Origin of the sequence: Arthrobacter sp. 2RAF6 (genome assembly GCF_052115205.1) — a bacterium.
GTDB lineage: Bacteria > Actinomycetota > Actinomycetes > Actinomycetales > Micrococcaceae > Arthrobacter.
The window spans coordinates 153,825-179,280 of record NZ_JBFRGF010000002.1 but is presented as its reverse complement, the minus strand read 5'-3'; the positions used below and the strand labels follow the sequence as shown (position 1 = coordinate 179,280).

25 protein-coding genes are annotated in these 25,456 nt (G+C 63.2%); 23 read left to right on the top strand and 2 right to left on the bottom strand.

What is annotated here, in order from left to right; all coding sequences use genetic code 11:
- Position 1 precedes the first annotated feature (1 nt).
- On the bottom strand, positions 2-421 hold the full coding sequence (locus tag AB4Z38_RS02325) for an FMN-binding protein (RefSeq protein WP_284984702.1): 420 nt from the start codon (positions 419-421) through the stop codon (positions 2-4).
- A 232-nt stretch (positions 422-653) separates the two neighbouring features.
- Here AB4Z38_RS02325 and argS point away from each other — a divergent pair, with 232 nt between their 5' ends.
- The 10 genes from argS (at position 654) to AB4Z38_RS02275 (ending at position 13,402) form a co-directional block, all read left to right on the top strand.
- Entirely contained in the window at positions 654-2,303 is a 1,650-nt protein-coding gene (gene argS, locus AB4Z38_RS02320; protein ID WP_441428204.1) for an arginine--tRNA ligase, read from the top strand.
- Between the two features lie 5 nt (positions 2,304-2,308).
- On the top strand, positions 2,309-3,787 hold the full coding sequence (gene lysA, locus AB4Z38_RS02315; RefSeq protein WP_441428203.1) for a diaminopimelate decarboxylase: 1,479 nt from the start codon (positions 2,309-2,311) through the stop codon (positions 3,785-3,787).
- Positions 3,780-5,096: a homoserine dehydrogenase gene (locus AB4Z38_RS02310; RefSeq protein ID WP_441428202.1), complete on the top strand. Its 1,317-nt coding sequence runs from the start codon at positions 3,780-3,782 to the stop codon at positions 5,094-5,096. The genes lysA and AB4Z38_RS02310 overlap by 8 nt, the downstream gene beginning before the upstream one ends.
- Positions 5,097-6,203, top strand: coding sequence for a threonine synthase (thrC, locus tag AB4Z38_RS02305; protein ID WP_441428201.1), 1,107 nt, complete (start codon positions 5,097-5,099; stop codon positions 6,201-6,203). It begins immediately after the preceding gene.
- Between the two features lie 2 nt (positions 6,204-6,205).
- Complete coding sequence (gene thrB / locus AB4Z38_RS02300; RefSeq protein WP_441428200.1) at positions 6,206-7,180, top strand: homoserine kinase; 975 nt, start codon at positions 6,206-6,208, stop codon at positions 7,178-7,180.
- 301 nt (positions 7,181-7,481) lie between these two features.
- The gene (gene rho / locus AB4Z38_RS02295; RefSeq protein ID WP_441428199.1) at positions 7,482-9,626 is read left to right on the top strand and encodes a transcription termination factor Rho; all 2,145 of its coding nucleotides are present in this window, start codon (positions 7,482-7,484) and stop codon (positions 9,624-9,626) included.
- Positions 9,627-9,803: 177 nt separating this feature from the next.
- Positions 9,804-10,877: a peptide chain release factor 1 gene (gene prfA, locus AB4Z38_RS02290; protein ID WP_441428198.1), complete on the top strand. Its 1,074-nt coding sequence runs from the start codon at positions 9,804-9,806 to the stop codon at positions 10,875-10,877.
- An 18-nt stretch (positions 10,878-10,895) separates the two neighbouring features.
- Positions 10,896-11,768, top strand: coding sequence for a peptide chain release factor N(5)-glutamine methyltransferase (gene prmC, locus AB4Z38_RS02285; protein WP_441428197.1), 873 nt, complete (start codon positions 10,896-10,898; stop codon positions 11,766-11,768).
- A 12-nt stretch (positions 11,769-11,780) separates the two neighbouring features.
- Positions 11,781-12,611, top strand: coding sequence for an L-threonylcarbamoyladenylate synthase (locus AB4Z38_RS02280; RefSeq protein WP_441428196.1), 831 nt, complete (start codon positions 11,781-11,783; stop codon positions 12,609-12,611).
- Positions 12,608-13,402, top strand: a complete 795-nt coding sequence (locus tag AB4Z38_RS02275) for a WecB/TagA/CpsF family glycosyltransferase (RefSeq protein ID WP_441428195.1) — start codon at positions 12,608-12,610, stop codon at positions 13,400-13,402. The genes AB4Z38_RS02280 and AB4Z38_RS02275 overlap by 4 nt, the downstream gene beginning before the upstream one ends.
- A gap of 22 nt (positions 13,403-13,424) precedes the next feature.
- On the opposite strand, the gene AB4Z38_RS02270 is transcribed toward AB4Z38_RS02275, so the two are convergent.
- Positions 13,425-14,321 carry a glycosyltransferase gene (locus tag AB4Z38_RS02270; protein WP_441428194.1) on the bottom strand — a complete coding sequence of 299 codons (897 nt, stop codon included), beginning with the start codon at positions 14,319-14,321 and terminating at the stop codon, positions 13,425-13,427.
- Between the two features lie 213 nt (positions 14,322-14,534).
- Between AB4Z38_RS02270 and AB4Z38_RS02265 the strand changes: the two genes are divergently transcribed.
- The 13 genes from AB4Z38_RS02265 (at position 14,535) to AB4Z38_RS02205 (ending at position 25,446) form a co-directional block, all read left to right on the top strand.
- Complete coding sequence (locus AB4Z38_RS02265; RefSeq protein WP_441428193.1) at positions 14,535-15,644, top strand: MraY family glycosyltransferase; 1,110 nt, start codon at positions 14,535-14,537, stop codon at positions 15,642-15,644.
- A 127-nt stretch (positions 15,645-15,771) separates the two neighbouring features.
- A complete protein-coding gene (locus AB4Z38_RS02260; protein WP_441428192.1) occupies positions 15,772-16,260 on the top strand; it encodes a hypothetical protein in 489 nt (162 codons plus the stop codon).
- A complete protein-coding gene (locus AB4Z38_RS02255) occupies positions 16,247-16,585 on the top strand; it encodes a hypothetical protein (RefSeq protein ID WP_441428191.1) in 339 nt (112 codons plus the stop codon). Before AB4Z38_RS02260 ends, AB4Z38_RS02255 begins: the two co-directional genes overlap by 14 nt.
- Positions 16,586-16,666: 81 nt before the next feature.
- Complete coding sequence (gene atpB / locus AB4Z38_RS02250) at positions 16,667-17,467, top strand: F0F1 ATP synthase subunit A (protein WP_441428190.1); 801 nt, start codon at positions 16,667-16,669, stop codon at positions 17,465-17,467.
- A gap of 82 nt (positions 17,468-17,549) precedes the next feature.
- Positions 17,550-17,768 carry an ATP synthase F0 subunit C gene (gene atpE, locus AB4Z38_RS02245; RefSeq protein WP_028264751.1) on the top strand — a complete coding sequence of 73 codons (219 nt, stop codon included), beginning with the start codon at positions 17,550-17,552 and terminating at the stop codon, positions 17,766-17,768.
- A gap of 54 nt (positions 17,769-17,822) precedes the next feature.
- On the top strand, positions 17,823-18,383 hold the full coding sequence (locus AB4Z38_RS02240; protein ID WP_441428189.1) for a F0F1 ATP synthase subunit B: 561 nt from the start codon (positions 17,823-17,825) through the stop codon (positions 18,381-18,383).
- On the top strand, positions 18,383-19,210 hold the full coding sequence (locus AB4Z38_RS02235) for a F0F1 ATP synthase subunit delta (RefSeq protein WP_441428188.1): 828 nt from the start codon (positions 18,383-18,385) through the stop codon (positions 19,208-19,210). Before AB4Z38_RS02240 ends, AB4Z38_RS02235 begins: the two co-directional genes overlap by 1 nt.
- A gap of 83 nt (positions 19,211-19,293) precedes the next feature.
- The gene (gene atpA / locus AB4Z38_RS02230; RefSeq protein ID WP_078108478.1) at positions 19,294-20,931 is read left to right on the top strand and encodes a F0F1 ATP synthase subunit alpha; all 1,638 of its coding nucleotides are present in this window, start codon (positions 19,294-19,296) and stop codon (positions 20,929-20,931) included.
- A gap of 81 nt (positions 20,932-21,012) precedes the next feature.
- Positions 21,013-21,900 (top strand): F0F1 ATP synthase subunit gamma, encoded by an 888-nt coding sequence (locus AB4Z38_RS02225; RefSeq protein WP_441428187.1) that lies wholly within the window; start codon positions 21,013-21,015, stop codon positions 21,898-21,900.
- Positions 21,901-21,986: 86 nt separating this feature from the next.
- Positions 21,987-23,441 (top strand): F0F1 ATP synthase subunit beta, encoded by a 1,455-nt coding sequence (gene atpD, locus AB4Z38_RS02220; RefSeq protein ID WP_234747854.1) that lies wholly within the window; start codon positions 21,987-21,989, stop codon positions 23,439-23,441.
- 1 nt (position 23,442) lies between these two features.
- On the top strand, positions 23,443-23,727 hold the full coding sequence (locus tag AB4Z38_RS02215) for a F0F1 ATP synthase subunit epsilon (RefSeq protein ID WP_059387616.1): 285 nt from the start codon (positions 23,443-23,445) through the stop codon (positions 23,725-23,727).
- A gap of 10 nt (positions 23,728-23,737) precedes the next feature.
- Complete coding sequence (locus AB4Z38_RS02210) at positions 23,738-24,169, top strand: DUF2550 domain-containing protein (RefSeq protein WP_441428186.1); 432 nt, start codon at positions 23,738-23,740, stop codon at positions 24,167-24,169.
- Positions 24,170-24,174: 5 nt separating this feature from the next.
- Entirely contained in the window at positions 24,175-25,446 is a 1,272-nt protein-coding gene (locus AB4Z38_RS02205) for an alpha/beta hydrolase (protein ID WP_441428185.1), read from the top strand.
- Positions 25,447-25,456: the final 10 nt, after the last annotated feature.

Genomic DNA, 25,456 nt, shown 5'->3' with positions numbered 1-25,456 from the left:
CCTATTTGGCCTCGGACTTGATGGTTTCCACGGCCTTGTTGAATCCTTCGCTGGTCAGCGAGGAGCCGGCCACCTTTGAGACGTTGATCTCGTCCAGTTTCTTGCCGACCACCTGCGCGGCGATGCCGTTCTTGAACTGTCCTTGGAATTCCTTGGTGTTCGGGTTGTTGGCATGGACGGTGATGTCCACCGCGGAAATAGTGCCACCGGCCAAGGTCAGTTGGACGCCCACGGTTTCGCCGCCGTTGGGTGAAATGTAGTCACCGTCCGCGCTGTAGGTACCGTCCTTGTACGGGCCGGAAATCGTGGAGGTCTTTTGAGGGGTGCTGCCTTGGGCCGAGGGGGCGCAAGCTGCCACCGAACTGGCCAGGGAGAGGCCGGCGGCGCCCACCAGAAGGCCCTTGCGGAGCGGCGTAGTCATGGTTTTGCTCGTTTCAATTGGACAAGTCATCTGGACAAGAAAAAGGGTCAATGCAAGTGCTCCGGGCCGTGGGCCGATCACACGATTGACGTTGATTTCAGCCTATCGGTTCAGTCTGGGAGCTCTACTGGCCGAAGCTGAGCGCCGGCTGGGTGCGCGCTGGTGCCCGCGTGTGCGCATTGCTAAGCATAAGAATTCCACCAGTTGCAAGCCCCACCGGTAGGCTAGACGGGTGACTCCCGAAGAACTCTCAGCCGCCATATCCGCCTGCCTGAAAGACGCTGTCGCCGCCGGCGAGCTTGCGCTTTCCGAATCTGCCCTCCCCGAGGACGTGCGCGTGGAGCGACCGAAGAACCGGGAGCACGGCGACTGGGCCACCAACATTGCCTTGCAGCTTTCCAAGCATGCCGGGACCAACCCGCGTGAATTCGCCACGATCCTGAGCAAGCGACTGGAAGCGATCGACGGCGTCACCGCCGTGGATATCGCGGGCCCGGGCTTCCTCAACATCACCGTGGATGCAGCCGCCGCCGGCGCGCTGGCCAAGGTCATCGTCTCGGCGGGAAGCTCCTACGGAACCAACCAGGCGCTCGCAGGCCATGTGGTCAACATGGAATTCGTCTCGGCCAACCCCACGGGACCGTTGCACATCGGCCACACGCGTTGGGCCGCCCTGGGCGACTCGATTGCCCGCGTCCTTCGCGCCTCCGGTGCGGACGTCACTGCGGAGTACTACATCAACGACGCCGGATCGCAGATGAACGTTTTTGCGAACTCGGTACTGTCCCGCCTGCACGGACGCGGCGTTCCTGAGGGCGGCTACCCCGGTGAATACATCCGGGAACTCGGCGACGAGGTCCTCAAGGCCCATCCGGCAATCCGCGAGCTGACCGACGAGGCAGCACTGCCGGTGATCCGTTTCGCCGCCTACCAGGCCCAGATGAAGGACATCAAGGACACGCTGGCCGAGTTCGGCGTGGCTTTCGACGTCTTCTTCTCCGAGCAGGAACTGCACGACGGCGGTGCGATCGAATCGGCCGTTGCCCGCCTCCGGGAGCAGGGCCACGTGTTCGACGACGGCGGGGCAGTCTGGCTGCGCACCACGGACTTCGGCGACGACAAGGACCGCGTGATGATCCGGGCCAACGGCGAACCCACGTATTTCGCCGCCGATGCCGCCTACTACCTGTCGAAAAAGGACCGCGGCTTCACCGAGAAGATCTACCTGCTCGGGGCCGACCACCACGGCTACATCAACCGGCTCAAGGCCATCGCCGCCTGTGCGGGCGATGACCCCGAGGTCAACATCGAGGTCCTGATCGGACAGCTGGTGTCCGTCAACGGCGCCAAGCTGTCCAAGCGTGCCGGCAACATCATCGAGCTCAAGGACCTTATCGAGTGGCTCGGAAAGGACGCCGTGCGTTACTCGCTCGCGCGCTTCCCCGCTGATTCGCCGCTGACGCTGGATCCGGAACTGCTCAAGAAGAACAGCAACGAAAACCCTGTGTTCTACGTGCAGTATGCGCATGCCCGCTCCCGCGGCACAGCACGCAACGCGATCGAGGCCGGCGTGGACCACAGCGCATTCGACGCGTCCCTGCTTGACCACGCCACCGAGAACGAGCTGCTGTCCTACCTCGGCAGCTATCCGTCCATCGTGGCCAAGGCCGCGGAGCTCCGCGAACCGCACCGGGTGGCCCGCCACCTCGAGGTCATCGCCGGCGCCTACCACCGCTGGTACGACGCCTGCCGTGTTTCGCCGCTCGGCGACGAACCGGTGCAGGACGTCAACCGCACGCGGCTGTGGCTCAACGACGCCACGAGCCAGGTACTGGCCAATGGACTTGAACTCCTTGGCGTTTCAGCTCCGGAACGGATGTGATCGGCGTGCAGCAAAGCCCAAACAGCGCCACAGCCTCACCCCTTGCCCCCGAATGGCTCGCCGTGCCGGAGGACGTGAACGCGCTTCACGCGACGATGTGGGCCGAAGGCGTGCAGAGGAACGACGAAGGCGAACTCGCCATTGACGGGGTTCCCGTCAGTGAGCTCAAGGCGCAGTTCGGCAGCCCGCTGTTCGTCATGAGCGAGGGCGATTTCCGTGCCCGTGCCCGCTCCTTCAAGAATGCCTTTGATGCAGCTTTCGAGGACATCTGCGGGGGAGTGGACGTCTACTACGCCGGAAAGTCCTTCTTGTGCACCGCCGTGGCCAGCTGGGTGGCCGAGGAAGGCCTGCGCTTGGACACGTGCTCAGGCGGCGAGCTCGCCGTCGCGGCCCGGGCCGGCATCGACGGCGCCAATTTGGGGCTGCACGGCAACAACAAGTCCGATGCCGAGATCAACCGGGCATTGGACATGAAGCTCGGACGCATCGTGGTGGACAGCCTCGATGAGCTTGAGCGGGTTGCCAAGATTGCCTCCGGCCGCGGCGAGACGGCGAAGGTGATGCTGCGGTTGACTCCCGGCGTCCACGCCCACACCCACGAATTCATCGCCACGGCCCACGAGGACCAAAAGTTCGGTCTCTCCATGGCCGGGGATACTACGGAGTCAGCCGGCCTCTCGGCCGCCGAAGAAGCCGTCGCTGCGGCCACCTCGTACGCCAATGTGGAACTCCTGGGCCTGCATTGCCACATCGGCTCCCAGATCTTCGAACCTGACGGCTTCGCCCTGGCAGCCGAGAAACTGTTGGATTTCCTCGCCGCGATGCAGGCGAAGTACTCCATCGTCTTGCCGGAGCTGGATCTGGGCGGTGGCTACGGCATTGCCTACACGCCGGTGGACACCCCCCGCCCGCCGGCCGAAATCGCGCAGGCGATGGCCGCCGTCGTACGCTCCAAGTGCGCTGAACTGGGCATCACCTCGCCGCGCATTTCGATCGAACCCGGCCGCGCAATCGTGGGCACCAGCACTTTCACCCTGTACGAGGTCGGGACGCTGAAAACGGTTCGCGTTGATGCGCCGGCAGATGGCGCGGGCAAGGAAAACGTTACGTTCCCGCGCCGCTATGTGTCGGTGGACGGTGGGATGAGCGACAACGCCCGTCCGGTGCTGTACGACGCGGATTATTCGGCCATTCTCGCCTCGCGGACCTCGGACGCCGCCCCGCAACTGTCCCGAGTAGTGGGCAAACATTGCGAGAGCGGCGACATAGTTGTTAGAGATGTATATCTGCCCGAAGACGTGGCAGCCGGTGATCTGCTCGCTGTACCGGGAACCGGCGCTTACTGCTGGGCCCTCTCAAGCAACTACAACTATCTGGCCAGGCCTGGCGTTGTCGCTGTGCGCAATGGATCCGCCCGGCTGATCGTCCGCGGGGAAACCGAAGAAGATCTCTTGAACCGCGACATGGGAGTGGCGAATGTCTGAAGTGCGAACCCTGAAGGTGGCCCTGCTGGGCTGTGGCAACGTGGGAGCCCAGGTAGCGCGGATTCTCCTTGACGACGCCGACGCCCTGGCGGCCCGCAGTGGCGCACGGTTGCAGCTGTCAGGCATCGCCGTGCGAAACATTGATTCAGAGCGCGACGTCAAATTGCCGCGCGAGCTGTTCACCACCGACGCCGATACCTTGGTCAAGGACGCCGATCTGGTGATCGAGCTCATGGGTGGCATCGAGCCGGCCCGTTCGCTCATCCTGACCGCGATGCAGAATGGCGCTTGCGTCGTGACCGGCAACAAGGCGCTCCTTGCACAGGATGGCCCCACGCTCTACGAAGAGGCCGACAAGGCCGGCGTCCAGCTCTCCTATGAGGCCGCCGTCGCCGGAGCCATTCCGATCCTGCGTCCCATCCGCGACAGCCTCTCCGGCGACCGCATCACCCGGGTCCTGGGCATCGTCAACGGCACCACCAACTTCATCCTCGACCAAATGGACAGCACCGGTGCGCAGTTCGCCGACGCGCTGGCCGAGGCCCAACGGCTCGGATACGCGGAAGCCGACCCGACAGCCGACGTCGAAGGCCATGACGCCGCCGCCAAGGCCGCCATCCTCGCATCGTTGTCCTTCCACACGCGCTTCGCCCTCGAAGACGTCTACTGCGAAGGCATCACAAAGGTCAGTGCAGCGGATATCGCTGCTGCGAAAGAAGCAGGCTTCGTCATCAAGCTGCTCGCCATCGCCGAGAAGATCGACAACCCCAACGGCGAAGGCGGCATCTCAGTCCGCGTCCACCCCACCCTCCTGCCTCGCGAACACCCGCTTGCAGCCGTTCGCGGTGCGTTCAACGCAGTCTTCATCGAAGCCGAGAACGCTGGCCAGCTGATGTTCTACGGCCAGGGCGCCGGTGGAACCCCGACGGCGTCTGCCGTCCTGGGCGACCTCGTCTCGGCGGCCCGCCGGGTGGTGCTTGGCGGTCCCGGTCGTACCGAGACCACCACCGGATACGTGCCCGCGCTGTCGATCGACGCCTCGACCACGAGCTACTACATCGGCCTCGACGTTGCCGACCAGGCCGGAGTGCTGGCCCGGATCACCCACATCTTCGCGGAGCACGGCGTATCGATCGAAATCATGCGCCAGACGATCCACCGCGATGCCGCCTCGAAGGTTGAGTCGGCCGAGCTGAAGATCGTCACCCACCGCGCATCCGAAGCCGCACTCGCGGCAACCGTCGAGGCCGTCAAGGGCCTGGACGTCATCAATTCTGTGACATCCGTCCTGCGGGTAGAAGGGGTCTAAGTGGCTCACCAATGGCGCGGAGTAATCCGCGAATATGCTGATCGTTTGCCCGTAACGGAAGCCACGAAGGTCATTACCCTCGGCGAGGGCGGAACTCCGCTCGTCCACGCGCAGAAGCTCTCCGAACTCACCGGATCCACTGTGTACCTGAAGGTGGAGGGCATGAACCCCACCGGGTCCTTCAAGGACCGCGGCATGACGATGGCCATGACGGCGGCTGTCGAAGCAGGCGCCAAGGCGGTCGTCTGCGCCTCCACGGGCAACACCTCGGCCTCCGCCGCAGCCTACGCCACGGCCGCCGGGCTGAAGTGCGCCGTTTTGGTCCCCGAAGGCAAGATCTCCATGGGCAAGCTCAGCCAGGCCATCGCGCACGGTGCCACGCTCCTGCAGGTTGACGGCAACTTCGACAACTGCCTGGACATCGCCCGCAAGCTCGGCGAGTCCTACCCGGTGTTCCTTGTGAACTCCGTCAACCCGGCGCGTATCCAGGGCCAGAAGACCGGTGCCTTCGAAATCGTCGACGCCCTCGGAGACGCTCCGGACATCCACATCCTGCCGGTGGGCAACGCGGGCAACATCAGCGCGTACTGGAAGGGCTACAAGGAGTATTCCGCGCCCTTCGAGTCCGCAACCGCCGGCACCCTTCCCGCCGTTTCCACCAAAACGCCGGCCATGTGGGGATTCCAGGCAGCAGGCGCGGCACCGTTCGTGGCAGGCCACCCCATCACCGAACCGGACACGATCGCCACGGCCATCCGTATCGGCAACCCGGCATCCTGGGACACGGCCATCGCAGCACGCGATGAATCCGGCGGCTTCATCGACGCCGTGACCGACGAGGAAATCCTCGATGCCCACCGCTGGCTCTCCGCCAAGGAAGGCGTCTTTGTGGAACCCGGTTCCGCGGCAGGCGTTGCCGGCCTCATCAAGAAGCACGCGGCAGGCGAGGTTCCCACCGGCAAGACGATTGTCATCACCGTCACCGGACACGGACTCAAAGACCCGCAGTGGGCCCTCCGCACCGAAGACGGCAGCGAGGTCCAGCCGGTCAAGGTACCGAACGACGTCGTGACCGTGGCATCCGAACTGGGACTGGAAGAAAACTAAGAGTGGAAACCACGCAGCCCACCGCGACCGGTCTTAAGCTTGTCGCGGCAGGCCAGCAGCTGACCGTCAGGGTCCCGGGTACGAGCGCCAACCTGGGCCCCGGCTATGACAGCCTCGGCCTGGCATTGTCGATCTACGACACCCTGACTGTCGAAACACTCACCACCGGAGAGCTCGAGTTCGAGCTCTCCGGTGAGGGAGCCGAGACCCTCCCCCGCGATGCCAGCCACCTCGTCGTGCGTGCCCTCAACACGGCCTTGGAACGACTTGGTTTCCGGCACAGCGGCCTCAGGATCATTGCGGACAACGTCAACCCGCACGGGCGCGGACTTGGCTCCTCGGCCTCGGCAGTGGTCGCCGCCGTGACCGCGGCCAACGCCCTGGTACCCGAATCCGACCAGCGTGACCGCGAATGGATCCTGCAACTTACGAGCGAGATGGAAGGGCACCCGGACAACGTCGCACCCGCGATTTTCGGCGGACTGGCGTTGTCATGGCAGGACAGCGAGCAGTACAGCAGCACCCGTGCAGAGGTGGTCCCATCGGTCATCCCGATCGTGGCCGTGCCTGACTACGAACTGTCCACCGAGACTGCCCGCGGTTTGCTGCCCGCCTCCGTCGGCCACCACGCAGCGGCCATGAACTCAGGACGCGCTGCGCTCCTGATCCACGCATTGACGGCCGACCCCCGTTTCCTGCTTGCCGGAACCGAGGACTACCTGCACCAGAGCTACCGTGCAGAGGCAATGCGGCCAAGTGCGGCGCTGATCAAGGCATTGCGGTCTTCGGGCCATGCGGCTGTCGTTTCGGGAGCCGGACCCACAGTTCTGGCATTGGCCAACGGCGCGGACGAAGCCGAGGCGATTGCCGAAATGATCACCACGTTCACCGCGGATAACACTCCGGACGTTGCGTGGCGCGTGATGACACTGGCAGTGGACGTTGAAGGTGCTAGAGTGGACTTGCACTGGCGGTAGAACCGCGGGCAGTTCCCTGACATTGGATCCCGGCTTAATGCCGTTCCCGTCTCCTACTGTGTCGAAGTCTGCCGGTGTCGTCTCCTTATCGGCCTGTCGCAGGTGCCACAGAACCCTTTCTGTTACCCGAACCGTCAGCCCGCGCCCCGCCCGCCGGAGCATCGAAGACGTATTAGTATCCGGCCCTGCTGAAACTAAACCGGCAAGACCGAAATCACGGCTGCAGATCTGAACTGCAGTCCAGAACAAATCATCGCGTCCAGCTCTAGGTCTGGACGCCGTCGAGGGGGAAGGATCCTTCGTGACAGAAACCACTGAGCTGGCTTCAGCTGTGGACACAACATCTTCTGCAGCTGAATCAACGGCCGCAACCGCTAAGAGCAGCGGCCTTGCAGGCCTCAAGCTCGCGCAGCTCCAGGCTCTCGCCAGTCAGCTGGGCATTTCGGGCGGATCCCGGATGCGCAAGGGGGACTTGGTCTCGGCTATCTCGGCCCACCGTGCCGGCGCAACCACGAGCAAGGCTCCTGCCGCGGCCAAGGCCGTGGCAGCAAAAGCCGCGCCTGCCCCGGAAGCTGAGACCACTGCCGCACCTGCCGCATCATCCACCGAAGCTCCCGCGCAGGACGGCACCCGGGCACGTGGCCGTGGCCGAAGCCGTCGCGCCACCAGCGACGGTGTTGTTGCCGCTCCTGCCGCAGCGGAAACCGCGGAGGCTCCCGCCGTCGCCGTCGAGGCTCCTGCCGCTCCCGTCGCCGAAGCAAGCGAGGCCGCAGGCGAACGCCGCCAGCCGCGCACGCGGAACCGTCGTCGTGGCGAGGCCGCTCCTGCGGAGACCGGTGAAGCCAATGAGACCCGCGCTGCCGAGCAGCCCCAGGCAGAACAGCCCCGCGTGGAACAGCGCCAGGCCGAACAGCGTCAGCCCGAGCAGCGCCAGGCCGAACAACGTCAGCCCGAGCAGCGCCAGCCCGAACAGCGTCAGGCCGAGCAGCGTCAAACCCAGCCGCGCCAGGGCGAGCAGGCCTCGGTTGAGGCCGGCGAACTCGGCCAGCGCGAACGCCGCGACACCACCCGTACGCGTCGCGAAGACACGAACGACGGCGATGACACCGGCAACCGCCGCAATCGTCGCAACCGTCGCGACCGCAACGACCGCCAGGGTCCGCAGGACAACCGTGACAACCGAGATGGGAACACCCGCAGCGACCGCTTCCGCGACCGCAACGAACGCCGTCGCGGCCGCGGCCAGGGCCCGGACGTCGACGACGTCGAGGTCACCGAGGACGACGTCCTGCTGCCGGTTGCCGGCATCCTCGATGTACTGGAGAACTACGCGTTCATCCGCACGTCCGGTTACCTGCCCGGCGCCAACGACGTGTATGTGTCCCTCGCCCAGGTCAAGAAATACAACCTGCGCAAGGGTGACGCCGTCGTCGGCGCAATCCGCGCCCCGCGTGACGGCGAGGACCGCAGCCAGCAGTCCGCGCGCCAGAAGTTCAACGCGCTCGTCCGGGTCACCTCGGTCAACGGCAAGACGCCCGAAGAGCTCAAGGACCGCGTCGAATTCGCCAAGCTCGTCCCGCTGTACCCGTCCGAGCGCCTGCGCCTCGAAACGGATCCCAAGAAGATCGGCCCGCGCGTCATCGACCTAGTGGCCCCGATCGGCAAGGGCCAGCGCGGCCTGATCGTCTCCCCGCCCAAGGCCGGCAAGACGCTCATCCTGCAGTCCATCGCGAACGCGATCACCACCAACAACCCTGAGGTCCACCTCATGATGGTGCTGGTCGACGAACGTCCCGAAGAAGTCACGGACATGCAGCGCACCGTCAAGGGTGAGGTCATTGCCTCGACCTTCGACCGTCCCGCCGATGACCACACCACGGTTGCCGAGCTTTCCATCGAACGCGCCAAGCGCCTCGTGGAAATGGGCATGGACGTGGTGGTCCTCCTGGACTCCATGACCCGCCTGGGACGCGCCTACAACCTGGCAGCGCCGGCCTCCGGCCGCATCCTGTCCGGTGGCGTCGACTCCGCTGCGCTCTACCCGCCGAAGCGCTTCTTCGGTGCTGCGCGCAACATCGAAAACGGTGGCTCGCTGACCATCCTGGCAACCGCCCTCGTGGAGACCGGTTCCAAGATGGACGAAGTCATCTTCGAAGAGTTCAAGGGCACGGGCAACATGGAGCTCCGCCTGTCCCGCCAGCTGGCGGACAAGCGCATCTTCCCGGCCGTGGACGTCAACGCTTCGGGTACCCGTCGCGAAGAGAACCTGCTTTCGCCTGAAGAAGTCAAGATCATGTGGAAGCTGCGCCGCGTCCTGTCCGGACTCGAGACCCAGCAGAGCCTTGAACTCCTGACCAACAAGATCCGGGAGACCGGGAGCAACGTCGAGTTCCTCATGCAGGTACAGAAGACGACTCTTGGAGCCAAGTCGGACAACGACAAATAGCTGTTTTAGGGGCGGGCGCTGGTTCGTTCGTGCGGTTGGTGCCGCGCGAATGTTCCGCCCCCGCCCCTTCCCGTTGCAACGCGGGGTCAGATACGGCCCATCCGGACCCTCGGAATGGGCCGTAAGTGACCCCGCGTTGCAGTTATTAGACTTGTAGAAGTCGAAAGAGGTTTTGAAATGTTTGAGTCCGTACAGGGATTGCTTGATGAGCATGCTGCTATCCAGGCGCAGTTGAGCGATCCTGCTGTTTATGCCGACCAGGCTTTGGCCCGCAAGTTGGGGCGGCGGTCTGCCCAGTTGCAGGGCATTGTGGAGGCGTACAACCGGTGGCGCGGGCTCATGGACGATCTTGAAGCGGCAAAGGAAATGGCCTCCGAGGACGCCGAATTTGCTGCCGAGGTAGACGAAATCGAGGCGAAGCTCCCGGCAGCGCAGGAGAAACTGAGGCGATTGCTGATCCCGCGCGATCCCGACGACGCCCGCAACGTCATTCTCGAGGTCAAAGGCGGCGAAGGCGGAGACGAAGCTGCGCTCTTCGCCGGGGACCTGCTGCGCATGTACACGCGTTATGCGGAGTCGCGCGGCTGGAAGACCGAGCTCATCTCGGCCACCGAATCGGATCTGGGCGGCTACAAGGACGTCCAGATGGCCGTCAAGGGCAACTCGAACGATCCCGCGGAAGGCGTGTATGCCCGCCTGAAGTTCGAAGGCGGCGTGCACCGCGTACAGCGTGTTCCCGTCACGGAGTCGCAGGGCCGCATCCACACTTCCGCGGCCGGTGTACTCGTCCTTCCGGAAGTGGACGAGCCCGAAGAGCTCGAAATCAACCAGAACGACCTCAAGATCGACGTTTACAGGTCCTCGGGTCCCGGCGGCCAGTCCGTCAACACGACGGACTCGGCAGTCCGCATTACCCACCTCCCCACGGGCATCGTGGTGGCCATGCAGAACGAAAAGTCCCAGCTCCAGAACCGTGAAGCCGGCATGCGCGTCCTCCGTGCCCGTATCCTCGCCCATCAGCAGGAGCAGATCGACGCCGAGAACTCGGCCCAGCGCAAGTCGCAGATCCGCACCATGGACCGTTCCGAGCGCATCCGCACGTACAACTTCCCGGAAAACCGGATTGCCGACCACCGTACCGGCTACAAGGCCTACAACCTCGACGCCGTCATGAACGGCGACCTGGAGCCGGTCATCCAATCGGCCATCGAAATGGATGAACAGTCCCGCCTGGATGCCCTGGGCGAGTAACAGCCTGCAAGGATCTTCATGACGCTCTTTCCGGGCCAAAGCCTCGCCGACGCCGTGCGTGAGGCAACAACCATCCTGTCCGACGCCGGAGTCCCCACTCCGCGCGTGGACGCGGAACTCCTTGCGGAACATCTCCTGGGTGTCGGCCTCGGCCGCCTGCGCGCCATGCTGCTTGGTGATTCCGCCGCCCCGGATGGCTACGCGGACCTGGTGGCCGAGCGGGCACAGCGCGTTCCGCTCCAGCACATCACCGGCGTCGCACACTTCCGCTACCTCACGCTTGCCGTGGGCCCGGGCGTGTTCATTCCGCGGCCGGAAACGGAATCCGTGGTCCAACTGGTCATCGACCACCTCCAGGGAATCAATCGCCCCAAGGTGGTTGACCTTGGCACCGGCTCCGGCGCCATTGCAGCTTCGATCGCCCACGAAGTGCCCGGGGCAGAGGTCCACGCCGTCGAATTCAGCACGTTCGCCCATGCCTGGGCCACCAAGAACCTGAAGCCACTCGGGGTGAAGCTCGTGCAGGGAGACCTCCGCGATGCCTTGCCCGAACACGACGGAACTTTCGACGTCGTCGTTTCCAATCCGCCCTACATCCCGGCCGAAGCAATTCCGAACGAACCTGAAGTGGCGCTGCACGATCCGCCCGAGGCCCTGTACGGCGGGGGAGCGGACGGGATGGAGCTTCCGACGGCGGCTGCCGCCTCGGCCGCCCGGCTCCTCAAGGGCGGCGGCTTCTTCGTGATGGAGCACGCCGAGGTACAGGCACGATGGATTTCCGAACATCTGAAGGCCGCCGGTTGCTGGACGCAGGTCACCACCCACCTCGATCTCAACGGCAAGGAACGTGCCACGAGCGCAGTGTTGGCAATCGCTGCCTCCGGGAAATGAAAGAATAGCGCTGTGACCACAAGCTACAACTGCACGTCAGAGGAACAACGCGCCGAAGGCCTGGAGCACGCGCAGCGTGCCATCAGCGAGAAAAAGTGTGTCGTCATGCCGACGGACACCGTCTACGGCATTGCCGCCGACGCGTTCTCGCCGCAGGCCGTGACCATGCTGCTTGTCTCAAAGGGCCGTGGCCGCCATATGCCGCCCCCGGTACTGATCCCGCGGCTCAATGCGCTCGACGGGTTGGCAACCGATGTCTCGGAAGAAGCCCGCAAACTGGCAGAAGCCTTCTGGCCGGGCGGCCTGACCCTCATCTTCCACGCGCAGCCGTCCCTGGATTGGGACCTGGGGGAGACCCGTGGAACCGTGGCCCTGCGGATGCCCGACGACGAAATTGCGCTCGAACTGCTCAACCGCACCGGACCGCTGGCGGTGTCCTCGGCAAATCGCACCGGTCAGGCGGCCGCGCAGACAGCCGCCGAAGCGAGGACCCAGCTTGCCGAATCGGTCGAGGTGTACCTTGAGGGCGGCTTCCGGCCAGCCGAGGGAACCGAGTCCGTAGCGTCCACGATTGTCGACGCCACCACCCTGCCGCTCCGCGTGGTCCGCGATGGTGCCATTTCGCTGGAACGCCTTCGCGGGATTGTTCCCGGGGTGCTTGCCTTGGGCGAAACCGCGCCGGAACCGGCGACGGAGACTGAAACCGCGCCGGAAACTGAAACCGCGTCTGAGTCAGCCGCGGAACCGGAAACGGCCCCGGTGGACCAGGCTGAGACCGCTGTTCACACGGAGGCCCCTGTTCACACGGAGACTGCTGTTCACACGCAGACCAGGGCCGAATGAGCCTGGTCCGGGATCGTGTTCCCCTTCTGGACGTAGACGTCACTGCACTATGCGCCGAGGAACTTATCGAGGCCATCAGCGGGTACGTTTCGGACGGCACCACGAAGGTTGTCCTCGGACACAATCTGCACAGCGTCACGTTGTTTCATTCGAGCCCGGACTTCCGCCGTCTCTATGAACGCAGCGATGTGGTGCTGATGGACGGCGCGCCCGTCGCCATGCTCTGGGGACTTGGACGCCGCGGAGGTTCACGCGGCGAAGCCGGGGGGTTGATGGAATACCGTTTGGGATCCACCGACTGGGTGCCTGCGCTCGGCGGCGTCGAGGGACTGCGCCGGATCGCCGTCGTCGGCGCCGGCCCCGAGGCCAACAGCAAGACCGTGGAACGCCTCCGCAAGATCGTGCCCGGCGCCGAAGTTGCGGGGCGGCCCGGCGAGAATTGGGACGATGCCAGCGAAGAGGCCGCCGTCGCCTGGCTCGCGGAATTCCGCCCGCAGCTGGTGCTTCTTGGCCTGGGAATGCCGCTGCAGGAATCGGTCCTGCACCGCCGCCTCAACGAGCTTCCGCCTGCCGTCTACTGCACGGTCGGCGGCGCCATCGAGCAGCTGGCGGGCCTCCAGAAGCTCGCTCCACGCTGGCTCGGCCGGCTCGGGCTCGAATGGGCCTGGCGACTCGTCCTGCATCCGGGACGCGTCGCTTACCGGGTTTTCGGTGAGCCATGGGTGCTTCTAGGCCTGCTGGTCCGCCGTCGGCTCTCCTTCAAGAACCGCAAGGCAGGAACAGCACCCTGAATCGAGGCGCCCAGTAGGGCAGTTAGAACTTCTGGTCTTCCAGCGGGCCGAAGCCCTTGTCCCGCAAACCGGCGGAAAATGCCCGGAACCATTCCGCGAGCCCGCGGAAGTCACCGCGGGGGAGGAAATAGCCCAAGTAGCCTCCGACGTCGGCCACCATCGACTTGCCGCGGCGGTAGCGGCGGATCAAATAGCCCCGGTTGCGGTAGTAGAAGTAGCGCTTGAACGCTGAATCCGGCACGATCACGTGCCAGCGCGCGCCGAAGACGTGTTTTGTCTCGGAAAACGCGTGCGGGTGGGTGATCCACGCCGTGGCGACCGTACCGAAGCGGATTCCCGCTTTCCTGAGGCGGATCATGAAGTCGACCTCATCGCCCCGGATGAACAGCCGGATATCCGGCACTCCCACTTTGAAGAAGACAGTGGAACGGATGAGCGCACCGTTGAAGAAGTGCCCGACGTCGGGCAGGAACCCCGCCTTCTCGACTTCGGCGCGCTCGTGGGTCACTTTGCCGTCAATCCGGAAGAAGAAGGAGAGCTTGTCCGGGTGGCCGGGGGCCACGACGAGCGGCACGACGGCATCCAGTCCGCGGGCCTCCGCCTCTCGAACCAGGGTTTCGAGACAGGTGGGATCGGCGGGTTCGGCGTCATCGTCCATGATCCAGACCCATTCGGCGCCGCTGGCCACTGCCTTGAGGATCGCAAGGGCGAAGCCTCCCGCGCCGCCCAGGTTCGCCTCTGAGCGGATGTAGTCCACCTTTGGATGGCTTGAAGCAAGCTCCCGCGAAGGGGTGGTTCCGCTGTCCACGAGGCAAATGGTGTCCACGGGCATGGACTGCTTGTTGATGGCGTCGAGCAGGACTGCTAGCTCTCCGGGGCGGTCAAAGGTGACAGCCGCTACGGCAACGGAGACAGGCATGTAGGGTTCCTTCCGGGCAGTTGCGGGGAGGGTCCTCCCGGCTCGCCCTAGGGGCGCGTGAAACGGAGCAAAGCCGCCGTTGCCGCTAGTATCTTGACAGTGTCCAACTGTAGTACAGCAATATTCGGCGGTGCGCAGAGGTGTTGCAGGTGTTGTGCCGGCAGCTAGTCGCCAGGGACAGAATCCACCACCACCGCCAACAGGAGCCGCCACGTGATCATGTATTCGCTCATGATGCTCACGGCTGCCGTCGTGTCGTATCTCGCTACGTGGGTAGCCCGCCAGATGGGTAACAAACTTCGGCTTTTTGCCCCCATCCGCAGCCGGGATATGCACTCGGTGCCAATTTCCCGACTCGGTGGCCTGGGACTTTTCGCCGGCTTTGCCGTGGCCCTCGTGGTAGCCAGCAATTCGTTCTTCGTGAAGGACATCTTCCATGGGAACGTTGCGCCGTGGGGAATCCTCGCAGGTGCCCTTGTGATCGTCGCGGTCGGTGTTGCCGACGATGTGATGGACATCCGCTGGTGGGTCAAGCTGATCGGCCAATGCACGGCGGCTACCATCGTTGCGGTCTGGGGCGTGCAGATGTCCGTGATTCCCTTTGTTCCGGAGCCCATACGGATTGAGGCGGAACCGCTGCGGATCGTCCTGACTGCCCTCCTCATTGTGACCACCATGAACGCAGTCAATTTCATCGATGGCCTCGATGGCCTGGCAGCCGGCGTCGCCGCGATCGGCGGGGTTGCGTTCTTCCTGACGGCGTATTGGGTCCACCGCAACGCAACACTCACGGACCGCTCGGATCTGGCAGCGCTGCTGATGGCCATCATCGTGGGCTGTTGCATCGGATTTCTGCCGCATAACTGGTTCCCGGCCAAAATCTTCATGGGCGACTCCGGTGCCATGCTTTTGGGCCTCGTGATGGCCTCGGCCGGTGTGGTTTCCACGGGCCAGATCAGTTCAGGACTGTACGACCGTGCCAACGGTATTCCGACCATCGTGCCCATCCTGCTGCCGTTCGCGATTCTCTCGCTACCGTTGCTGGACCTCGGCCTGGCGGTATTGCGGCGGACAGCACGTGGCCAGTCGCCTTGGTCGGCTGACCGTGGACACTTGCACCACAAGCTCATCGAGCTCGGCCACACCCACCGCACCGCGGTGCTCATGATGTACGTGTGGACCTGCATCCTGGCGTTCGGCGGCCTGGCGTTTGCCATCTTCCCTTGGGAGATGGTCCTCACCGTCGACATCGCGGCGGCGCTGATCATGGCCGGAGTGACAGCCTGGCCGTACTTTGTCCGAAAAGGGCGCGCCGCCCAGTAGACGGTGTGTGACGAGGGCGTTAACATCACAGTTCTATCTCATGTAGAATTCTAGGGCGGACAGTCACTCGCCCGCGCACCCACCCTTTTGAGACTTTGGCATTTTTGCCACGACGATTGGCATCCCCATGACCTCCAACGCCGGCGGACAGCAGTCCGACTCGAGCGGCGTTGCTGCCCCGCGCTCCACGTCTTCGCTGTGGCTGCGGCTCCTTTTCCTCAGCTCGACGACGGCGGTGGCGGCTCTCGCGGCCACCTCGGCTGTTGCGGCGGTCATGAACGGTGGCGTAGGAATCCTTTCTGCCGCATTCGGCGGGGCGATCGTGATGGCATTTTTTGCCATCAGCCTCCTGATCGGCCATTTTGTCGGCCGGGATAACCCCTCTGGCGCGGTCGGCCTTTTTGTCGCCAGCTACTTTGTCAAGGTCGTCGGCTTCGCGGTGGTGCTGTTCGTCTTGGGAGCCCCCGCATGGCTGCACGGACGCTGGTTCGTGATTGGCGCCGTCGTCACGGTTGTCTCGTGGCAAGCGGCCGAAATCTACGGCTTCAGCAAAGCCCGGCTCCAGATCTACAACGACCCCGCAGCAGGCAAGGGGGGCGACGATGTTCACTCCTAGGAACAAGCGGCGCTCCACCACGCCCAGTGCCGCAAAACCCGGCGATTCCACTGAGTTTGCGAGCGAGGGAAACGACGGCGGATACAACGCCGGCATCGCCGTCTTCAGCTACATTGTTGGCGGAATCATAGTCTGGAGTTTGATAGGCTGGGGTCTGGATAATCTGTGGGGGACTCGCTGGATTGTGCTCCTTGGCGCTCTGCTTGGAGCCGCAGGAGGGTTCTATCTTTCCCATATGCACGGCCTCACAAGTCATCGCTCGTCTTCCGGTGGAAGCAAAGCAGACAGTGGTCCGTCCCAGGACGGGAACAGTAATGCCAAATAATTTCACACGGGAAATGGCTGCAAGAAACGCGGCCGGATCCTCAACAACGCCCAATGATGGACACTGCAGAGAGGAAACGCGTTGATCGTGCTTGCGCTCCCGGCCCAGGATTCAGGGACCTTCACTCCTCCCGGAATCGACCAAATGCACCTGCCGGCTATCCTGCCGTGGGGTGCGAGCGATGGCTTCTCCAAGCAGATGTTGCTGGTGATCCTGTCGGTCGTCCTTATCGCTACATTCTTCATCCTCGCTGCGCGCAAGCAGCAGCTGGTTCCCGGCAAGCTGCAGTTCGCGGGCGAGATGGCCTACGGCTTCGTCCGCAACAGCATCGCCAAGGACATTATCGGCGGACGCGACTTCATGAAGTTCGTGCCCCTCCTGTTCTCCCTGTTCTTCTTCATTCTGGTGAACAACATCTACGGCGCCATTCCCGTGATCCAGCTGCCGAGCTTCTCGCACGTCGGCGGAGCCTATGTGCTGGCCGTAGTCGTGTACATCACCTGGATCGGCATCGGCATCAAGAAGAACGGCCTGAAGTACTTCAAGCTGGCCACGGTTCCTTCCGGTATTCCGTGGCCCATCCTGATTATCGTCGTGCCGATCGAAATCATCTCCAACTTCCTGGTCCGCCCGGTAACCCACAGCCTCCGTCTCTTCGCCACCATGATGGCAGGGCACCTCATTGTGATGATCGCCGGCTCGGGTATCGAGTTCCTCGTCATGCAGGAAAACGTCCTTCTCAAGGGCGCGTCCGTGCTCGTGCTCGCTGGCGCCGTCGCCATGTACATGCTCGAAGCCCTGATCATGGTGCTCCAGGCATATGTCTTCACCCTGCTGACTGCGATCTATATCGAAGGCGCGCTCCACGCCGACAGCCACTAGGCACAACCCCTCAATCTTCCCCCTCGGGGGTTGAAGCAAACCAAACAACCTGCCGCGACTGCGGCATCTTGAAAGGAAAACAATGAACGGCGATATCAACGGCTCCCTTAACCTCATTGGCTACGGTCTCTCCGCAATCGGCGGTGGTATCGGTGTGGGTCTCGTATTTGCTGCTTACATCAACGGTGTTGCACGTCAGCCGGAAGCCCAGCGCGTGCTCCAGCCGATCGCGTTCCTTGGTCTGGCTCTGACTGAAGCCCTCGCCATCCTCGGCCTGGTCTTCGCTTTCGTTCTCAAGTAAACCGCTAAGAACCAAGCGAACATTCAGAACCGAGTAGATAAGGACGGGTGAAACATGAATCAGCAGATCATCTCAGCCGCCGCACAAGGCGCCGCCGAGTCGGCTAATCCGCTCGTTCCCAATCCCTGGGAAATGGGCGTCGTGCTCGTCGGCTTTGGGGTCCTCTTTTACATCGTGGTCAAGTTTGTTGTCCCGATGTTCGAGAAGACTTTTGCCGAGCGCGCAGAGGCGATTGAGGGCGGCATTGCCAAGGCTGAAAAGGCCCAGGCTGAAGCTTCTGCAGCTCTCGAAGAGTACAAGCAGCAGCTCCACGATGCCCGCGCCGAGGCCAACCGCATCCGCGAAGAAGCTCGAGCCGAAGGTGCCCAGATCCTCGCGGAGCTGAAGACCAAGGCAGCAGCCGAGTCGGCACGCATCACCGAGCAGGCGTACGCTCAGATCGAATCGGAGCGCCAGGCAGCTGTTGTCTCGCTGCGTTCCGAGGTGGGCACCCTGGCCACGACTTTGGCAGAGCGCATCGTTGGCGAATCGCTCAGCGATGACGAGCGTGCCGCCCGCGTGGTGGACCGCTTCCTCGCAGATCTGGAGACCCAGAGCGCAGGTGCAGCTAAGTAATGGCAGGTGTATCGAGCGAATCGCTGACCACGGCGCTGGAGCAGTTGGAAGCCACGCTTCCGACGGCCTCGCTGCAGTTGGCTAAGGACCTCTTCGGAATCCTGGGAACGGTGGACAGCTCGGCTGGCTTGCGCCGCGCCCTGACTGACCCCTCCCGCAGCGGAGAAGAAAAGTCGGCGCTGGTCAAGCAGCTGGTTGGCGGGAAAGTCTCCGCTGATGCTGCGGAAATCGCGAGTGGATTGGCCAGCTTGCGCTGGGCATCGGCACGCGATATCGGCGATGCACTCGAGACTCTTGCCGCCACGGTGGTCATCGCCGTGGCTGAAAACAAGTCGGCCGTTTCTGCCTCCGGAATCACGGGGCTGGAAGAGCTGGAAAACGATCTGTTTGCTTTCAACCAGACCGTTGCTTCCAGCCACGAGGTACAACGTGCTCTGGGAGAGTCGCAGGCAAGTGCTGCGGCCAAGATCGGCCTGGCGGAGAAGCTGCTTCCTGGCGGAAGCCCGGAAGCCCAGCTCCTCATTGGCCAGGCCGTGTCACAGCCGCGCGGCGTCAAGCCGAGCAAGCTCATCGACAATTTCGCCAAGCTTGCAGCCAAGCGCCAGCAGCGCTGGATCGCAACTGTCCGCGTTACCCGTCCGTTGACGGATGCGCAGGCCAGCCGTCTGCAGGCCGGGCTTGATGCCCTCTACGGCCGCGAGTTGAAGGTCAACGTCAGCGTTGATCCGACTCTGATCGGTGGAATCCGGGTCCAGGTGGCGGACGAAGTGCTTGATGCTTCCGTCGTAGCCCGCCTGTCCGAGCTCCGCCGGCAACTCGCTGGCTAGCCAGACAAGCACAACTTAACTGATACAAACACCGGTCATCGTGAGCAACGATGATCACGAAAACAGGAGAGCAGGGACTGCAGATGGCCGAATTGACCATCAACGCCGACGACGTCCGTAATGCGTTGAACGAGTTCGCGGCGTCCTACGAACCCGGAAACGCAGAGCGCGTAGAGGTCGGCCGCGTGACCGCCGCAAGTGACGGCATCGCCCGTGTTGAGGGCCTTCCCTCGGTCATGGCGAACGAGCTGCTTCGCTTCGAAGACGGCACCCTGGGCTTGGCCCAGAACCTCGACGTCCGCGAAATCGGCGTCATCATCCTCGGTGACTTCACCGGTATCGAAGAAGGCCAGGAAGTCCACCGCACCGGTGAAATCCTGTCCGTCCCGGTAGGCGACGCCTTCCTGGGCCGCGTAGTTGACCCGCTGGGCCAGCCCATCGATGACCTCGGCGAGATCAAGGCCGAGACCACCCGTGCACTGGAACTCCAGGCTCCGGGCGTGACCCAGCGTAAGTCGGTGCACGAGCCCATGCAGACCGGTCTCAAGGCTATCGACGCCATGATTCCGATCGGCCGTGGCCAGCGCCAGCTGATCATCGGTGACCGCCAGACCGGCAAGACCGCCATCGCAGTGGACACCATCATCAACCAGAAGGCCAACTGGGCTTCGGGCGATGTCACCAAGCAGGTTCGCTGCGTTTACGTCGGTGTCGGCCAGAAGGCTTCCACCATTGCCGCTGTCCGCCAGACCCTGGAAGACCACGGCGCGCTGGAATACACCACCATCGTGGCTTCCCCGGCATCCGACCCCGCCGGCTTCAAGTACTTGGCTCCGTACGCCGGCTCGGCCATCGGCCAGCACTGGATGTACGGCGGCAAGCACGTACTGGTGATCTTCGATGACCTGTCGAAGCAGGCCGAAGCCTACCGTGCAGTGTCGCTGCTGCTCCGCCGCCCGCCGGGACGCGAAGCGTACCCGGGTGACGTTTTCTACTTGCACTCCCGCCTGCTGGAGCGTTGTGCCAAGCTCTCCGACGAGCTGGGCGCAGGCTCGATGACCGGTCTTCCGATCGTCGAAACCAAGGCAAACGACGTCTCGGCCTACATCCCGACCAACGTCATCTCCATCACCGATGGCCAGATCTTCCTGCAGTCGGACCTCTTCAACGCCAACCAGCGCCCCGCTGTTGACGTCGGCGTGTCCGTGTCCCGTGTTGGTGGTGCGGCACAGGTGAAGTCCATGAAGAAGGTCTCCGGTACCTTGAAGCTGGACCTGGCACAGTACCGCGACATGCAGGCGTTCGCGATGTTCGCGTCCGACCTTGACGCTGCTTCACGCCAGCAGCTGACCCGTGGCGCCCGCCTGATGGAACTGCTCAAGCAGGGCCAATACTCGCCGTTCCCGGTAGAGGACCAGGTTGTGTCCATCTGGGCCGGTACAAAGGGCTACCTGGACGATGTCCCGGTTGAGGATGTCAGCCGTTTCGAGTCCGAGTTCCTGGAGCACCTCAAGCACAAGTCCTCCATCCTGACCACGCTGGCGCAGACCAACGTCCTGGACGACGACACCGCTGAAGCGCTGAAGTCCTCGATCATCGACTTCAAGAAGGGCTTCTTCGGAGAAGGCGACAACCGCTTGGTCGGTGCCGGACACGAAGAACACGAAGCGATCTCCGGTGGCGAAGTCGACCAGGAAAAGATCGTCAAGCAGAAGCGCTAGAGCATTGGTTCCCGGGCCTGCGGAATCCGCAGGCCCGGGGCCTTAGCCGCTGATCCATCGGGATCTTAGGAAAGGAAATGTATGGGAGCCCAGATCCGGGTCTACCGCCAGAAGATCAGCTCGACGACGTCGATGCGCAAGATCTTCAAGGCGATGGAACTGATCGCTACCTCGCGCATCGGTAAGGCCCGCGCCCGCTTGGCAGCTTCACTGCCCTACGCAAACGCGATCACCCGCGCCGTTTCTGCTGTCGCAAGCCAGAGCGAAATCGATCACCCGCTCGTCACCGAGCCGGAGCAGATCCGCCGTGCCGCCGTCCTTGTTATCACCTCGGACCGTGGCCTTGCTGGTTCTTACTCGGCGAGCGTGCTCAAGCAGGCCGAAGGACTCAACGAACTTCTCAGGGCAGAGGGCAAGGAAGTCAAGACCTACTTGCTTGGCCGTAAGGCCCAGGCATACTTCGACTTCCGCAGCCGTCCGTACTCCCGCGTATGGACCGGCGGAACGGACGCACCGGAATTCAAGACTGCAAGGGAAATCGGCGGCGCTCTTCTCGAAGAGTTCGCCAACGACTTCGCTGAGGGTGGCGTGGACGAAATCCACGTCGTTTACACCCGCTTCAAGTCGATGGTGACGCAGGAGCCCACAGTTGTCCGTCTGCTGCCGCTCGAAGTTGAAGAGCAGACAGTCAGTGAGTCCGAGCTTTTGCCGCTGTACGAGTTTGAACCGGAATCGGAGCAGGTGCTTGACGCACTGCTGCCGCGTTACATCGAGTCCCGCATCTTCGCAGCAATGCTACAGGCGGCAGCTTCCGAGCTCGCCGCCCGCCAGCGTGCCATGAAGTCGGCAGGCGACAACGCGACCGATCTGATCAAGAAGTACACGCGTCTGCGCAACACGGCCCGCCAGGCTGAGATCACGCAGGAGCTTTCCGAAATCGTGGCCGGCGCCGACGCCCTGAGCGCGTAGCCGCCGGTGTCTGGTTCGGCGCAAGCTGCACCTGCACCAAATAGATAAACTTAACCCCACGCCTTCTACTGAGTGAAGTGAGAGAGATGACTGCCACCGCTACCGAGCACGTAGCTGCAACGGCCGGCGCCACCGGCCGCATTGCCCGTGTCATCGGCCCGGTTGTCGACGTCGAATTCCCGGCTGACGCAATCCCGTCGATCTACCATGCCCTTACCACTGAGATCACTCTCAACGGTGAGACCAAGACCATCACGTTCGAGACCTCCCAGCACCTGGGTGACAACCTCGTCCGCGCCATCGCCCTGCAGGCCACCGACGGACTCGTCCGCGGCACCTCGGTGCAGGACACCGGTGCCCCGATCTCCGTGCCTGTCGGCGACGGTGTGAAGGGCCACATCTTCAACGTTCTCGGCAAGCCGCTGGACGTTGACGAGTCCGAGATCCACGCTGACGCTTACTGGCCGATCCACCGCAAGGCTCCGGCCTTCGCGTCCCTCGAGGGCTCCACGGAGATGCTCGAGACCGGTATCAAGGTCATCGACCTTCTCACCCCCTACATCAAGGGTGGAAAGATCGGTCTGTTCGGTGGTGCCGGTGTCGGCAAGACCGTTCTGATCCAGGAAATGATCACCCGTGTTGCCCGCAACTTCGGTGGTACTTCGGTATTCGCCGGTGTTGGCGAGCGTACTCGTGAAGGCAACGACCTCTGGGTTGAAATGGAAGAGGCAGGCGTCCTCAAGGACACTGCCCTTGTATTCGGCCAGATGGACGAACCGCCGGGAACGCGTCTGCGTGTGGCACTGTCCGCGCTGACCATGGCGGAGTACTTCCGCGATGTGCAGAACCAGGACGTGCTGCTCTTCATCGACAACATCTTCCGCTTCACCCAGGCCGGTTCCGAGGTCTCCACGCTGCTCGGACGTATGCCGTCCGCAGTTGGTTACCAGCCGAACCTCGCCGACGAGATGGGCCTCCTGCAGGAGCGCATCACCTCGACCAAGGGCCACTCGATCACGTCGATGCAGGCTATCTACGTGCCTGCTGATGACTACACCGACCCGGCTCCGGCAACGACCTTCGCACACCTCGACGCGACCACGGAACTTTCCCGTGAAATCGCCTCCCGTGGTCTGTACCCGGCCGTTGACCCGCTAACGTCGACGTCCCGCATCCTGGACCCGCAGTACATCGGCAAGGACCACTACAACACGGCTGTCCGCGTGAAGCAGATCCTGCAGAAGAACAAGGAACTCCAGGACATCATCGCCATCCTCGGCGTTGACGAACTGTCCGAAGAAGACAAGATCGTCGTGTCGCGTGCACGCCGCATCCAGCAGTTCCTGTCCCAGAACACCTACACCGCCAAGCAGTTCACCGGCGTCGAAGGCTCCACCGTGTCCATCAAGGACACCGTGGAAGGCTTCACGGCGATTTGCGACGGCGAGCTGGACCACATCGCAGAGCAGGCGTTCTTCAACGTCGGCGGCCTGGATGACGTCGAGCGCCAGTGGGCCAAGATCCAGGAACAGACCAAGTAGTATGGCTGAGCTCGAGGTTGAGATTGTCGCAGCGGACCACTTCGTGTGGTCCGGTGCGGCCAAGATGGTCAAGGCCCGCACCAGCGATGGTGAAATCGGGATCCTGCCGGGCCACTCGCCGCTCCTCGCCATTCTGGCCGCGGGCGAGCTGGCCATCGAGCCGGTTACCGGAGACCGCCTTGCAGTAGTTGTGGACGGCGGGTTCTTCTCCGTTGACAACAACCGCGTGGTGATCGTCGCTGACAACGCCCAGCTGGGCGATTCAGCTACTGCGGGGATCCGATAGCACGACCTTGATGGACGATTCTGCTATTCCGTTCATCGCCTTGGCAACGGCGTTTGCGTTGCTGATCTTTACACTGTGCCTCGTCGGGGTGCGCCGCTTCAATTTGCGGCGCGCCCTGGGCACAGTCGACGCCTCCATTTGCACGGCTGGAAACAGCTGGCGGATGGGGGTTTGTCGTTATCAGGACTCGGAGCTCGAGTGGTTCCGCCTGCTCTCCCTCAGCTTCCGTCCAAAACACAGCTTCCGCCGCAGCTCCTTGGAGCTCTTGGGTCGCCGGAAGCCGACGGAGGAAGAACTGACGAGGCTTCAGCCCGGCGTCGTGGTAGTCGAACTCCAGCATGAAGGCCAGCGGTTCATGCTGGCTATGAGATTTGATGCCTACGCGGGGTTGTCGTCTTGGCTGGAGGCCGGCCCTGTGGTGGGCGTCGGCACCTGGCGCTGAGGACAGTGGAATTCCTGTGCAACCTGAGCCTTGTTGATGGTCCGTTCTATTGGACCATCCTTGGCGCTGGAATTGCCGGAAGCGCATTCCTCCTCCTGCGACGAGACCGGCGCTGGTTGGTTTTCACAGTTATTTCGCTTGCCGTGGCGAGTGGAGTCGTCTCAGTCATCCATTGGCTGCTCGTCAACGTCCTGACCGTGTTCCCGGAGGATCTCCCCTTCGATGTCCTCGTTTGGTCGACAGTTGCCTTCTCCGCGTTGGCCCTTTTCCTTTTTAGGCTCCCTGGCTCCTCGTGGCGCGGCAGGAGCGCCTCAGGGGTCTCGTTCGTCGCGGTGCTGCTCCTCTCCGCTCTTCAGATCAACAGCTACTTCGGTCTCAACCACACGGCGGCTGATCTCTTCGGCCACAACGTGGGACGGATCCCGCAGCTTGAAGAGGGGTTCAAAAGGGGTTTTTCCCGAACCCTGCCGGTGTCACTGCCTGACGGGGGAATCGTCCGCAGGGCACCGATTCCCGGAATCGAATCCGGTTTCAAGGCCCAGGACGCTTTCATTTACCTGCCACCGGCCTACCAAGCCGCTGATCGCAGCCAACTACCCGTGCTGGTCCTGTTTGCCGGCCAGCCTGGACGTCCCGCCGATTGGTTGAGCGGCGGCCTGCTTGAACCGGCCATGAATACCTTCGCCGCCCGGTACGGAGGCGTGGCGCCCGTCGTCGTGGTGGTCGATCCAAACGGCTCCGATACCGCAAACACCATGTGCATGGATAGCCGGATCGCACGTGCCGACACCTACCTCGCGATCGATGTTCCGCGCTGGATCAACTCGACGCTCGAGGTTTCCGCCGACCCAAGGAAGTGGGCGGTGGGTGGGTTCTCCTTCGGTGCAACCTGTGCCGTGCAGATGACCACGCTGCATCCGGAAATCTACCCTTCCTTCATCGCCTTCTCGGGAGAGCGGGAGCCTTCACTTGGTCCTGATCGCCAGCGGACCATCCAGACCGCATTTGGCGGGGACTCTGCCGCCTTCGACGCCCTCACGCCGTTGAACCTGATGAGACAGCGACGCTATGACGGCCTTGCAGGGTTCTTCGCCGTCGGGGCTGCAGACGGCGAATTCGTCCGTTACGCCACCGAGCTGGCGGCAGCCGCCCGCACTTCGGGGTTCGACATCAGGCATGCTTCAGTTTCCGGAGCCGGCCATTCGTGGGCCGTGGCCGTGCAAGAGCTTCCTTCAGCAATGGAATTCCTAGCCCCCCGGTGGGGACTCGTCCAGTGAGTACCCAGGA

What these genes read in the sequence shown, in the direction of transcription:
- AB4Z38_RS02325 (WP_284984702.1), bottom strand. Translation starts at nt 421, where the DNA reads ATGACTACGCCGCTCCGCAAGGGCCTTCTGGTGGGCGCCGCCGGCCTC.
- AB4Z38_RS02310 (WP_441428202.1), top strand. Translation starts at nt 3,780, where the DNA reads ATGTCTGAAGTGCGAACCCTGAAGGTGGCCCTGCTGGGCTGTGGCAAC.
- prfA (WP_441428198.1), top strand. Translation starts at nt 9,804, where the DNA reads ATGTTTGAGTCCGTACAGGGATTGCTTGATGAGCATGCTGCTATCCAG.
- prmC (WP_441428197.1), top strand. Translation starts at nt 10,896, where the DNA reads ATGACGCTCTTTCCGGGCCAAAGCCTCGCCGACGCCGTGCGTGAGGCA.
- AB4Z38_RS02275 (WP_441428195.1), top strand. Translation starts at nt 12,608, where the DNA reads ATGAGCCTGGTCCGGGATCGTGTTCCCCTTCTGGACGTAGACGTCACT.
- AB4Z38_RS02270 (WP_441428194.1), bottom strand. Translation starts at nt 14,321, where the DNA reads ATGCCTGTCTCCGTTGCCGTAGCGGCTGTCACCTTTGACCGCCCCGGA.
- AB4Z38_RS02260 (WP_441428192.1), top strand. Translation starts at nt 15,772, where the DNA reads ATGACCTCCAACGCCGGCGGACAGCAGTCCGACTCGAGCGGCGTTGCT.
- AB4Z38_RS02255 (WP_441428191.1), top strand. Translation starts at nt 16,247, where the DNA reads ATGTTCACTCCTAGGAACAAGCGGCGCTCCACCACGCCCAGTGCCGCA.
- atpE (WP_028264751.1), top strand. Translation starts at nt 17,550, where the DNA reads ATGAACGGCGATATCAACGGCTCCCTTAACCTCATTGGCTACGGTCTC.
- AB4Z38_RS02240 (WP_441428189.1), top strand. Translation starts at nt 17,823, where the DNA reads ATGAATCAGCAGATCATCTCAGCCGCCGCACAAGGCGCCGCCGAGTCG.
- AB4Z38_RS02235 (WP_441428188.1), top strand. Translation starts at nt 18,383, where the DNA reads ATGGCAGGTGTATCGAGCGAATCGCTGACCACGGCGCTGGAGCAGTTG.
- atpA (WP_078108478.1), top strand. Translation starts at nt 19,294, where the DNA reads ATGGCCGAATTGACCATCAACGCCGACGACGTCCGTAATGCGTTGAAC.
- AB4Z38_RS02225 (WP_441428187.1), top strand. Translation starts at nt 21,013, where the DNA reads ATGGGAGCCCAGATCCGGGTCTACCGCCAGAAGATCAGCTCGACGACG.
- atpD (WP_234747854.1), top strand. Translation starts at nt 21,987, where the DNA reads ATGACTGCCACCGCTACCGAGCACGTAGCTGCAACGGCCGGCGCCACC.
- AB4Z38_RS02215 (WP_059387616.1), top strand. Translation starts at nt 23,443, where the DNA reads ATGGCTGAGCTCGAGGTTGAGATTGTCGCAGCGGACCACTTCGTGTGG.
- AB4Z38_RS02210 (WP_441428186.1), top strand. Translation starts at nt 23,738, where the DNA reads ATGGACGATTCTGCTATTCCGTTCATCGCCTTGGCAACGGCGTTTGCG.